At 48.2% G+C, this 13,350-nt stretch carries 6 protein-coding genes; 1 reads left to right on the top strand and 5 read right to left on the bottom strand.

The genetic code is table 11. The annotated features are described in order from the left end of the window. The first annotated feature begins 55 nt into the window (after window positions 1-55). Window positions 56-1,300, top strand: coding sequence for a 2-oxoglutarate dehydrogenase complex dihydrolipoyllysine-residue succinyltransferase (gene odhB / locus HYN48_RS02330; RefSeq protein ID WP_108369604.1), 1,245 nt, complete (start codon window positions 56-58; stop codon window positions 1,298-1,300). 63 nt (window positions 1,301-1,363) lie between these two features. Here the strand turns inward: odhB and HYN48_RS02325 are convergent, their stop codons facing one another. From HYN48_RS02325 to tyrS, 5 genes are all read right to left on the bottom strand, one after another. Continuing rightward, window positions 1,364-1,789 (bottom strand): hypothetical protein, encoded by a 426-nt coding sequence (locus HYN48_RS02325; RefSeq protein ID WP_108369603.1) that lies wholly within the window; start codon window positions 1,787-1,789, stop codon window positions 1,364-1,366. A gap of 326 nt (window positions 1,790-2,115) precedes the next feature. After that, window positions 2,116-6,588 carry an Ig-like domain-containing protein gene (locus HYN48_RS02320; protein WP_181248507.1) on the bottom strand — a complete coding sequence of 1,491 codons (4,473 nt, stop codon included), beginning with the start codon at window positions 6,586-6,588 and terminating at the stop codon, window positions 2,116-2,118. A 119-nt stretch (window positions 6,589-6,707) separates the two neighbouring features. Next, the gene (locus HYN48_RS02315; protein WP_108369601.1) at window positions 6,708-9,053 is read right to left on the bottom strand and encodes a T9SS type A sorting domain-containing protein; all 2,346 of its coding nucleotides are present in this window, start codon (window positions 9,051-9,053) and stop codon (window positions 6,708-6,710) included. A gap of 46 nt (window positions 9,054-9,099) precedes the next feature. Then, a complete protein-coding gene (locus HYN48_RS02310; protein WP_181248506.1) occupies window positions 9,100-11,742 on the bottom strand; it encodes an Ig-like domain-containing protein in 2,643 nt (880 codons plus the stop codon). A 243-nt stretch (window positions 11,743-11,985) separates the two neighbouring features. Further along, entirely contained in the window at window positions 11,986-13,284 is a 1,299-nt protein-coding gene (tyrS, locus tag HYN48_RS02305; protein WP_108369599.1) for a tyrosine--tRNA ligase, read from the bottom strand. Between the last annotated feature and the right edge of the window lie 66 nt (window positions 13,285-13,350).

The following is a 13,350-nucleotide window of genomic DNA, read 5'->3' as shown; positions in this document are numbered from 1 at the left end:
GCTAGAAAATAACGTATTTTTGAAATTAAGACAACACCAAATAAAATTATAGATCATGATTTTAGAAATGAAAGTCCCGTCTCCGGGAGAATCGATTACAGAAGTTGAAATCGCAACCTGGCTAGTAAAAGACGGCGATTATGTTGAAAAAGACCAGGCCATTGCCGAAGTCGATTCCGATAAGGCCACACTCGAACTTCCTGCCGAAGCGAGCGGGATCATCACTTTGAAGGCTGAAGAGGGCGACGCGGTCAAAGTAGGGCAGGTAGTTTGCCTGATCGATACTGACGCCGCTAAACCTGCCGGCGGAGCCGAAGCGCCTAAGGCAGAGGCAACAGCTGCCGCCCCTAAAGCTGACACAAAACAAGAGCCGACGAAAACCGAGGCTCCAAAAGCAACACCCACCCCGGCCGCGACTTATGCTACAGGTGCACCTTCGCCTGCTGCCAGGAAAATACTGGACGAGAAAAATATCGATCCGTCAACTTTATCCGGTACAGGTAAAGGCGGCAGGATTACCAAAGACGATGCGGTCAATGCACCCGCCTCAATGGGTACGCCAACCGGCGGGAACCGGGGTTCAGAGCGCACAAAACTTTCTATGTTGCGTCGGAAGGTAGCGGAGAGACTCGTAGCTGCTAAAAATGAAACCGCCATGCTGACGACTTTCAATGAAGTCAACATGACACCAATCAACAAAATCCGAAATGAATACAAGGATGCATTTAAGGCAAAACACGGCGGATTAAGCCTGGGCTTCATGTCATTCTTTACCAAGGCGGTTACAAGGGCACTGCAATTGTATCCGGATGTGAACTCGATGATTGATGGCGATCAGAAAATCTCCTATGATTTCTGCGATATTTCCGTGGCGGTATCAGGCCCGAAAGGATTGATGGTTCCGGTTGTAAGAAACGCGGAAAACCTTACTTTCCGTGGCATAGAGTCTGAAATCAAGAGATTGGCCATCAAGGCCCGTGACGGGCAAATCACCGTCGACGATATGACAGGGGGGACATTCACCATTTCTAACGGTGGCGTTTTCGGAAGCATGCTTTCTACGCCAATCATCAACCCACCACAGTCGGGTATCCTTGGGATGCACAACATTATTGAGCGCCCCATCGCCGTGAACGGACAGGTTGAAATCCACCCTATGATGTATGTGGCATTGTCATATGACCACCGTATTATCGACGGGCGTGAATCTGTAGGATTCCTTGTGGCGGTGAAAGAAGGCCTTGAGAATCCTGCTGAACTGCTGATGGATAACAATCCTAAGAAAGCACTCGAACTTTAATCAGGTTTTCGAAATAAAAAAATCCCGCTCACAAGGCGGGATTTTGTTTTTGCTGGCGTTTGCTTAATCGTAGGTGATCTCAAACATCCCGGCGGAGACAATGAGGTTTACCTGGTTCTCGGCATTGGCAGTAAGTTTACCGGAGAAAGTGCCGGTCACATGTCCGTTTGTACTCACGGTGGCGTTGCTGGTAAATTGCCCTTCCAATGCGGTGTAGACTTGACCGCCGAATGTGTACGAAATGGATTCGAGACTGGAATCACCCTCGTTAATATTCAGCACGATATTTTCAATGCCTGAAATGCCGCCGAAGGTAATCCATTTTTCGCCACCGTTGTCAACGCTGTGCGACTCAATGCTGAACGATTTTTTCTGCCCGTTGACAGTCAGTTGCACAATGCCGTTACTTGACGGATTCTTGCCGTCGTCGTTGCATGATGAAACGAAGAGTGCGCCGATGGCCAAGAGGGAAATCATTAATTTTTTCATGGTAATAAATTTTTAGTTTTTTCGATCATTTTTGATAGGCCCAATGCTGAACCGACGTCAGCGAAACGGTCACAGAAGGGCTTATCTGAAACAAAGAAAGGGCTTTCGTCTATTAGAAAACCCCTTGAATGAGTAAGTAACCACGTTGGGTTAGAAATTGAAAGGCTTTCACTAGAAAACGAATTTTTGGTCAGTGATCCAAGTCATTCTGCTGCCTGCCGATGGTTTGAATTGAGCAGGTATGTATAATAAAAAAAGGCCACTTTGCAGTGGCCTTTTTTTTAGATTGTTGCGAACGAACGGACAATCGTTCGATTTCCGGTTTGTTATTCCTTCACAAACTTCGATTGGTATATCCTGTCACCTGATGATGCTCTCAGGAGGTAGATGCCGCGTGCAAGGCTGTTGACATCAACTTCCGTGGAATCGCCGTCACGTTCCAACACAATCCTTCCCGACGAGTCGATAATGGTGATCTTGTCAATAACCAGATTCCCTTCCGGTTTCACGTTCAGTACGGACGACGTTGGGTTGGGGTATATCCTGATGCCATAGGCTACTGTGCTCGTAATGTCTTGTGTCTGTGCTGTTCCTGTGTCTGCGGGCTTCATTACACAAGACGAAATGGTGACGTTTGCTGCAGACCGCAGGCTTTCGCAACCGTTTAGTGTCTGCGATACGAAATAAGTCCCTGACGTAAGTGTCGTGGTTGATGCCAGTGGCATTCCTCCCGATGCCGAAGCATACCATTTCAGCGCCGTACCGGTAGCTGTAAGACTGCTTACGGATGCTCCGCTGCAATGCGTCTGGTTTGTGGTTGTGGGTGGGGCGGTCGCATTGACGGTCACCGATACCGCGCGCCTGGCACTCGAACAGCCGTCGACCGTCTGTGACACGTAGTAGGTGCCGGTCGCAAGTTGTGCCGTCGAGGACAACGCCGTGCCACCGGTCGGCACAGTGTACCAAAGCAATGCTGTTCCTGTTGCGATAAGAGAGGGTCTCTTGACATTGCAGGCAAATACCTGAGGTGATGGTGCGTCAGGCATAGGGGTGGTATTTATCGTCACGCTGACCGCCGCGCGATCGCTCTCGCAGGATGCCACGGTTTGTGACACATAATAGATTCCTGTAGCAAGCGGTGTGGTTGTTGCTAATGCTGTCCCGCCTGTCGATACCGTATACCATTTAAGTCCCATGCCCATAGCGTTAAGGCTTGCCACGGTGGCCCCGGAGCAGAGCGTCTGTGCCGATACCGTGGGTGCCGCCGGGTTGGTGATGATTACCGATACCGCCTTCCTGTTGCTCACGCAACCACCCGTAATGGTCTGGGTTACGTAATAAGTTCCTGTGGTAAGCACAGCCGTTGAGGACAATGCCGTACCCCCTGTGGGCACGTTATACCACAACAGTGACGTACCGGTAGCGGTGAGTGCCGTTCTTTTCGAACCGCATACCAAGGTCTGGGGTGATGGGGCTTCCGGCATAGGCGCGCCGCCGATAGTTACCTGTACCGGTGTCCGGGCGCTGTCGCACATCATCGAGTTGGTCTGAGAGACGTAATAGGTTCCTGTGGCCAGCGGGGTGGTTGATGCCAGAGGCGTCGCGTCGGTATTGTTCGCATACCACTTGATGCCTGTGCCGGTTGCCGTCAGATTGGCGACCGTTGCTGCAGTGCAGAATGTCTGCGCCGATGCTGTTGGTGCTGATGGCGTGATGATTGTTACTGATATTTCCCTTCTCGGTCCCTCACAACCGCCAATGGTCTGGCTCACGAAGTACGACCCGGCGACTAACAGTGTAGACGCGGAGATGGCCGCACCGCCTGACGCTGTGGTGTACCATTTAAGACCGATACCCGTAGCCACAAGGCTTGTTCTCCTTGCACCACAGTTATAAGTCTGCGATGATGGTGCATCAGGAAGGGCGGGTCCGTCAAGGGTTACCTGTACGGCAGTTCTCGGGCTCTCGCAGGTACCTGATTTCTGTGATACATAGTAGGTTGTTGCTGTAATTGGTGTTGACATCGGAAGCGGGGTGCCGCCAGTCTCACTCAGATACCACTTCAGGTCAGTACCTGTCGCCATAAGCTGCTGTACTGTGCCGTTATAGCATAAGGTCTGGTCTGAGGCCGTCGGTGCAGGGATATTGTTTATAATCACCTCTACTGCCTTCCTCGAACTCTGGCATCCACCGATGGTCTGGGTAGCATAATATGTGCCGGAAACAAGCAGCTCTGAGGAACTCATCGCAGTACCACCCGTCGCGGTGGTGTACCATCTGACAGCTGTTCCCGTAGCTGATAGGTTCGTCCTCTTTGCACCGCATAAAAAGGTCTGCGGCGACGGTGCTGCGGGCATAGCCACCTGCGCAGTTACGTTGACGGCGGTCCTTGCACTCTCACAACCATCAACCGTCTGTGACGCATAATAGGTACCGGACATCAAAGCTGTATCTGCTGAAAGCGCAGTACCTCCGCTCGGCGTAAGATACCAGTGGATGTCAGTGCCCGTAGCAACAAGCGCTGCAACGCTGCCGCTGCAAAAAGATTGCGTGGAAGGGGCTGTTGGTGCGGGGGTGTGGTTTACAGTCAGATGCAGCGTGTCGGTGTTCGCACATCCTGACGCATTAAGGCTTTCAAAAGTGTAATCACCGGTTACGGTATATAAGTTACCGTGCCAGGTGTAGGAATTGCAGGCAGTTATGGTTTCGGATGAAACTGTGCTGTTGTTGATGGTCAGGTGCAGCCTGGCCGTAGTGGCGCATCCGGTTGCGTTTGTGCTCTCGTAAGTGTAGTCACCACTTACCGTATAAACCTCCCCATGCCAGTTGAACGAATCGCAGGCGGTCACTTCTTCATAAGTTTCAACAGGCGTGGCAGGGACTATAACAACCGTTACGGCAGCGGAAGCGGAAAGACCTTCAGCATTGTAAATCGTATAGCTGAAAGTATCGATACCACTAAAGCAGTTATTTGGAGTATACACTATTAAATCGTCAGCAGGGTTATCGGGGGTGGCATTTTGATCGACAAATGCAGTTCCGTTTATTGGCTGGGTAGCGACAACTACGTTTGCGGGCAGCGAATCGCCAAAAGTATCGTTTGCTAACACCGAAATGCTTACGGCGGTATTGGTTAATGTCGCAACATTATCAGCTGCAGCATACGGAGGCATCTCTCCCGAAGAATCAGGGCGCACTGTTATGGTTACTGTAGCCATATCGGTGTCTCCGAACGCATTGGTGATGACGTAGGAAAACGTGTCCTGGCCGAAATAATTGGGATTCGGACTGTATGTTATCGTATCGTCGGATGGATCATTTGGCGTGCCGGTGTTGTTGACAATGACGGTCCCGTTTACGGGCATGACGGCAATTCCGATACTTCCCGTTGCCGGCCCATAGCTGCCGAAGGTGTCATTTTGAAGCACCGACACAGTCACTGGCACATCTTCTGCAGTATCCGCAACATCATCCGCAGCCGTAGGCGGATTACCTCCGGTCGTTGGCGGGACAACTGTCACGATTACCGTACCCGTCGACGTGACCATCATGACATCCGTGATGTGGTAAGTAAACACGTCCACACCATTGTAATTGGGATTTGGGATGTAATTGATTGTATCGTCAGTGGCATCACCTGGAGTGCCGTTGTTGTTTATCGTCGCAGTCCCATACGTTGGCTGGCTGGCTAAGCTGATGCTTCCCGGTCCGTAGGCGCCAAAAGTATCATTATTTAGGACATCGATTGTAACCGGATAATTTTCATCGGTGAAAGCCATATCGTTCGCAGCAAGAGGTCCTTCGCCCGGGCTGTCGATTACTATGACCACTGTCACAGTAGCGGTGTCTGAATTGCCGTAAACATCGGTAATAGTGTACATAAAAGAATCTGCACCCGCATAGTTGGGTTGGGGGACATAGGTAATCCTATCATCATAGGGATCGCCGGGTGTGCCATTATCATTTACCGTCGCGGTTCCATGTGACGGCTGACTTGCAATCGTCATCTCCTGAGGCCCGGCAGTACCATAAGTGTCATTCATCAATACCTCAATCACAACCGGCGAATCCTGTGATGTGGTTGCGGTGTCATCTCCCGCAAATGGGGGGTCATAAGGGGGACCGTCTTCACTGATGTACACAGTAACGGTTGCGGTGTCAGCATTTCCGTAAACACCCGTGATGACATAGGCAAACGTATCCTGACCGAAATAATTAGCGTTTGGCGTGTACGTGATGCTGTCGTCAACAGGGTTGTTTGGCGTGCCGTTGTTGTTGACAGTTACAGTTCCGTTTGCTGGATTTACGGCAATTCCGATAGGTCCGGTTGCCGGTCCGGCGCTACCGAAAAAGTCATTTTGCAGCACCGTAATGGTAATACTGACGTCCTCAGCCGTGTAGGCGATGTCGTCAACCGCCGTTGGCGGGTCGTTCGGGTCGGTGTCTGGCGTCACGACGATGTATGCCGTTGCCATGGTCGTCACCATTGCCGCATCGGTAATCTGATAGACAAAACTGTCTACGCCATTGTAGTTGGGATTCGGAGTGTAGGTAACATAATCATCCGCCGTGGTATTGGGGGTGCCGTTGTTCATCACCATCGTGGTGCCGTGCGCCGGTTGGTACACAACGTAAATCGACTGCGCAGACAGCCCGCCATTGGTCACATCGTTCGCCAATACATGGGCGTTTATCGCGATATTCTGCTCGGTCGTGAAATAATCATCAACCGCCTGTGCAGTTACCGTATTGCAGCATATGAGCAGAAATAAAATGATTGAGGAGTACACTTGTTTCATAACTAACGATTTAGTATTCAAAGATATCGATTTATTCACGAGCGTTATGTTGAATTTTGTAGACGGTTTTCTACAAAAAAGAGCCCGCTTTGAGTGCGGGCAGGTACAAAGGTCCGTAATCATTGTTTCAGGATCCGTATTGTTTTTTCCGCTTCCGCAGATATTACCCTGACCAGATAGACGCCACCTTCCAAGTCGGATGTGTCCAAAGTTCCCGAAACAGCATCTATCCTTTTCTCCAAAACCGGTTGCCCGAGAAGATTGTAAACAGTTAGAGTCTGAATGTTTTGCCTGCTGTTGATATTCAGCTTGTCCTTCACGGGATTCGGATACCAGGACAACGTATTGCCCTCAATACCATCCACCGAAAGCGGCGCCGTATATTCCGTCTCAAAAGTATTGGTAGTAATCGCAGGATTAAAATCAAAATAGATTTCAGCCGTGTTTGGGATAATATCGCCTATCGCATAACCCGGTTTCGGTTTCACCTGAAAAACAATAAAGCCTTTGCCGGCATCATCTCCTGCAGAAGGAGGCAGGTTAATGCCATTAAAGCGCCATTCTAAAAGATTCCCATTTCTTTCCAGCACATACGGATGGCTTGCCTGCACCATACGAACAGTAGTTTCATCTAGTTTCATATCAAGTGTATCGTCAACTTTTGCACTTAAAGCGGAAGCCGTCCCCGTATTTTCAAAACGGATGGTATACGTCAGATAATCTTCCGAAGAAAATGTACTGTGCACAATTTTACCACCATGGTTTTCGGTTTTGTCATTGGGGTCATAAGATCCTACCATGGTTTGAACCAATTCGGATACATTATTGGCCACATTGACTTCTGAAAGCGGAATGGAAACTGATGCTGTTGTAGTCAGTTGGTCACCAAGATTAACGGTTGGGATTGTTGGGACCTGCATGGTTACGATAAAATATCTTGCTTCACCAGGCAGTAGATTACTGAAGGTATGGGTAAATCCATTACCTGAAGGCACAGTGCCTGATTGTGATATTGATGTAATTGAGACAGCGTTATCAGGTATAAAAGTGATGGTTCCCGAAGGAATAGCCTGTACCCCATTATTCTTATAGCGGATGGTCGTCTTGTACTCAAAACCTGGCCTTGGGGCTCCCAACGGGTATAAAGTTGTCACCACATCATTGCACAAATCGGGAGTATAAGTAATCGGGAAATTATAAGTAAGTATGCCCGATCCAGCTGCTACGGAAACATTCGAATAGGTTATAGTGTTTCCATATTGGCAATTCTCATTTAAGTAATAGGAAATATTGTAAAGATGATCCGGGTTGGTTTCATAGAAAATGTAGGAAGGACTTGAAGATGAAATCTGGCTTGTCTGATTATCATCCACTCGGGTAATATTGAAATATCCACTAGTAAAATCCGCTTCATCATTGTCCTGAATATTGTTTGCATTGACATCTAAAAACGCATGAACCTTAAAACCATCGGAAATAGCAAGGTCGACGTTATCACTCCATATCTTGAAACCATCTCCTTGCCCATTTTCATAATATCCGCCATAATTTGCAAACTGATTGACAAAGCCATCGTTAATATTATTTTCAGTGATAAGATTGTTCAGTACGGCAGTCGCAGTAGAGTTAGCCGGAATCATATTCAATGTTCCGCTGGGATAGGGATCATCATTAAGGAAATAATAAATATCATGGAGATCACAGTCTGAGGCATTAGTAAACAGGAAATGGTACTGCACAACATCTCCGATATTTACAATTCCGTCGTTGTTGAGGTCGACATATTCACCGCTCATTTCACCCGTGAATGTTGCTCCGTTATTGGCAACATTTCCGACGTAAACATATAAATGATCTGAAGAACATCCGGACTCATTGACTACTTTTAAGCGATAAGATTCACTCGGTGTTAAGCCGGTTAGGGTGGTAGTCAAGCCTGTGCCTGTTGCGAGCTGGATGTACGGCGTATCCCAATAGGTAGGAAAGCCGGCGTCCATCTTGCCCCATATGGTCCATGAACCGGTTTCAGGTAGTCCGCCAAGCAGGACGGTACCTAAAGGGGTGTCGCATTCGGTAAGATCCACAGGTGCGGGAACGCCACACACCTGCACAGTGACTACGGCAGTATCACATAAATCCGGGGTGGCTGCACAAATCTGGTATGTGATATAATAAGTTCCCGCCGGTGTACCGGGCTCCACCTTTACATATCCGCCAACGGAGGTTATGAGGTTTACATTCGGACTGGTACTGGAAAGTTGTATCAGCCCAACCTGAGAGGCAAGTACAGGATTGCCGTTGAGTAAATCATTCTGGATCACGCGCAATGGATTGTTAGCAGGGATGGTGTTGCTGCCCGTAATCCCATTCATATCGTTAAAAACGTCGTCATTGGCCACCATCTGACCATACCCTTTTATCGCTGAAATCAGTATACAGGCAAACAAGGTAAAATAAGATTTCATTGCTAAGATTTTGATTGTTTCTGTAAATAAGACATATCTGAACCTATCAGTTTTTGATGATCCGTATTGTTTTTTCCGCTTCCGCAGATATTACCCTGACCAGATAGACGCCACCTTCCAAGCCGGATGTGTCCAAAGTTCCCGAAACAGCATCTATCCTTTTCTCCAAAACCGGTTGCCCGAGAAGATTGTAAACAGTTAGAGTCTGAATGTTTTGCCTACTGTTGATATTCAGTTTGTCCTTCACGGGATTCGGATACAAAGAGAACGTATTGCCTTCAATACCATCCACCGAAAGTGGCGCCGTAAATTCCGTCTCAAAAGTATTGGTTGTAATCGCGGGATTAAAATCAAAATAGATTTCAGCCGTGTTTGCGATGATATCGCCGATTGCATAACCGGGTTTCGGCTTAATCCGGTAAACGATGTACCCATGCCCAATCTGTGTGTTTTCTTCCGATGGCGGCAACTGCACATCCACAAAATCCCAAACCAGATTACTGCCGGCGCGCTCCATGGTATAGTTGTCACTCGCATCAACCATTTCAATGGTATCCTCATCCAATTGGGCGTCCAGCGTATTCTCCACGCGGATGTTTTCGGCATTGGCAGTTCCGGTATTTTCAAAACGGATCGTGTAGGTCAGGTAGTCATCCGATGTAAACTCAGCATGAACAATCTTCCTGCCATGGGCTTCAGTAATGTCATTCGGGTCGTATGAACCCACCACAGCCTGCGTTACCGCTGAAGTATCATTGGCCATAACATCGTCACCCGCGGCGCTCACCGAGACTGTATTGATAACCAGGTCGCCAAGGGCAATATCAGGGATGGCAGGAACTTGCATCGTAACGTAAATGAAACGCGTTTCAAACGGCGCAAGATTCGTGAAATCAAATGTGAAGCCGTTAGCAGTATTTGTAATTCCGGCCTGAGATACACTATTGACGGATACTGCCGTGCCATGATTAAAAGTAACCGTACCGGATGCCGTTTGCGCCGCATTATTATGGTAGATAATGGTGTTGGTGTAAAGAAAGCCGGGCCTTGGTGCGCTGGTGGGAACTAACTGCACCCCCACGTCAGCAAAACTGGATCCGGTTACAGCAAATTTAAATTCGCTTAGCCATGATGACGCAGCCGTTACATCCTGATACGAAGTAGAAACGGTATAATAAGCCGTCAGGTTACTGTTGACCGTGTAACTCAGGTCGTAAGTGTTCGATAAGTTGGTTTCGTTGATATAGAAACTTCCCGTTGAGGATGCGGCATCATACGCGATGCCGTTATTGTTTATCTCATAATGAAACTGGCCCAGGTTGAAATCTGCTTCTTCCGAATCCTGCGTGCCGTTGCCATTGACATCGAAAAAAGCCTTCAGCAGGATGCCGCTGTTTGTTACGGTCACGGTTACGGTAGCGTAATCCACGCCGTTACTCCCGAATATCCGGTACTCAAAAGTGTCCTGACCGATGAAACCGCTCTCAGGCGTATAGATGATCGTGTTGTCAGTGGCTGACGGGCTGCTGTTTTCGTTGATTTCTGCGATACCGTGAGTCGGATTTACCCAAATGGAAATATCATAAAACGGACCGCCTGCTACACCCATATCGTTTTCCAGTGCATTAATTTCCACCGGCGTGTTGATTGAAGTTGTAATGGCATCGTCTACCGCTACCGGCGGACCCGCCTCCGCATTGATGTACACGGTTACCGTGGCAGTAGATGTGTCTCCATTAGAATCGGTGATGGTGTAGGTAAATGTATCGGTACCTGTAATGTCAAGGTTTGGTTGGTACGTAATGGTGTCGTCCGAAGAGTCAGGTGTGCCATTGTCATTCACTGAAATGATACCGCCCATGGGGGTCATATCAGGGAAAGCCGGATTGGTTAACACAGGAACTGTACCGGGTCCGTCAGAGCCAAAGCTGTCATTGACAAGGACGGCTATCGTAACCGACATTTCTTCCACAGTAGTGGCAAAATCATCCTGTGCCAACGGGACAATCAGTGGGGTTGTATCGGGCGTGACAATTACGGTTACTGTAGCAGTTGAGGTGTCCCCGTTGCCATCATGCAGTGTGTATGTAAAACTGTCTTCACCGTTATAATTGGCAGGCGGTGTGTACAAGATGGTGTCATCTATAGCACTGCTTATCGGGTCCGGAGCGCTGTCTGTCGTAACTGTTCCACCCATCAAAGTTGTACCGGTAACGGTAATATAGCTGCCAAGTGCATCGCTGCCGGTATTGTCATTAGTCATAACGACTATCGAGATGGGAGAACCCTGCTGGGTCACGGCAAAATCATCAGCGGCTACGGGAACATCTGTTCCGTCATCAATTACGGTCACGGTAACCGTGGCGGTAGCGGTGAGGCCATTGGCATCCCTGATGAGGTACGTAAAGGTATCTGATCCGTTAAAATCCATGTCGGGAGCATACTCAATATAAAGCGACTGCGCATCGTCGGTGTTAGCCATGGCAGTACCATGGTTTGGGAATTGCACCACAGCTAGCGGATTGGTCTCGTGCGGACCCGCCGGTCCAAAATTGTCATTGCTGACAACCTGTGCAAAAATGTCTGAATCCTCTGTCACTGTGATGTTGTCATTTACAGCGGTCGGCTGCGCGAAAGATAGCAGGCCGCAGAAAGAAAGCAGTGATAAAAATAAGTAGTGTTTTTTCATAGGTAATTGCATTGCTTTTTGGAAGGAATTGTTCCTTCCGGGTTTAACGATATTACGGCACCAGAAGTCCCAGGTTCAAGGCTAAGATAATCGTAAAATAACATATTCCCTTTGAAAGAGAAAAGGTTCAATGAGCAGCAGGAGCGTGCCGGCGAGAATATGGCCTATTTCAACGAGAATGACATCCACAAAAAAACCAGCCCGAAAGCTGGTTTCATATTTCGATCAGGTCAATTTTTGCTGTTACGCTACTTTCAACACAAAATAATTCTTCTTGCCTTTTTGCAGCAATACAAATGTATCATTAATCAAATCTTTTGAGGTCAGTACAAAATCTTCCGTCACTTTTTCGCGGTTTACGGAAATCGAGTTTTCCGCCAAAGCCCGTCTCGCTTCGCCATTCGATTTCACAAATCCTGATTTCTCATTCAGTAAAGAAACAATATCAATACCATTTTTTACATCCGCCCTTGAAATCTCAGCCTGTGGCACCCCATCAAAAACCTCAAGGAAAGTCGCTGTGTCGAGTTGCTTTAAATCATCAGCATTCGAATTCCCGAACAGGATGTTTGACGCCTGTTTTGCCTTTGCCAGCTCTTCTTCAGAATGTACAAAAACCGTAATCTCATCGGCAAGGCGCTTTTGCAAAACACGCAAATGTGGCGCAGCCTTGTGCTCCTCGATCAGCGCGTCGATAACTTCCCTGTCAAGGAATGTGAATATCTTAATATATTTCTCGGCATCTTCATCGGTGGTATTGATCCAGAACTGGTAGAATTTGTACACTGAAGTCTTGTCGGCATCCAGCCAGATGTTCCCGCCTTCAGACTTCCCGAATTTAGACCCATCCGATTTTGTAATCAAAGGCGTCGTTAAAGCAAAGGCCTTTGCTTCGGTATTTGGGTTCATCCTGCGAACCAGTTCGGTTCCCGTAGTAATGTTGCCCCATTGGTCTGAACCGCCCATCTGCAGTACGCAGTTGTAATGCTTATGCAAATGATAGAAATCATAACCCTGGATCAACTGGTAGGTAAATTCAGTAAACGACATGCCTTCGCCCTCGCCGGAAAGCCGTTTTTTCACCGAATCCTTGGCCATCATATAATTGACGGTAATCCTTTTACCGACTTCCCTCGCGAAATCAATAAATGAAAAATCCTTCATCCAGTCGTAATTGTTCACCATAACCGGTGCATTCGCGTCTTTGGAATCAAAATCAAGAAAGCGCGACAGCACATTCTTAATGCCCTGCACGTTTTTGTTCAGCTGTTCTTCATTGAGCAGGTTGCGCTCGTCGGATTTGCCCGATGGGTCGCCAATCATTCCCGTAGCACCGCCTACCAACGCAATGGGCTGGTGTCCGAAACGTTTCAGGTGCGTCAGCAGGATGATCTGTACCATGCTTCCGATATGCAAAGAATCTGCCGTCGGGTCGAACCCGATATACGCCGTCGTCGGTTCCTTTACAAGTTGCTCCTCGGTTCCCGGCATGCTGTCGTGGTACAATCCCCTCCAGCGCAATTCGTCGACTAAATTCTTCATTTCGTATTAAAAATTTCGGCAAATATAACGCATTTAAACAATTTGAAAACCGGGGCAGCCATTTTC

This window comes from Flavobacterium magnum (genome assembly GCF_003055625.1).
In the GTDB taxonomy this organism is placed as follows: domain Bacteria; phylum Bacteroidota; class Bacteroidia; order Flavobacteriales; family Flavobacteriaceae; genus Flavobacterium; species Flavobacterium magnum.
Note: the sequence above shows the minus strand (reverse complement) of the source record. Positions and strands in the feature narration are given on the sequence as shown.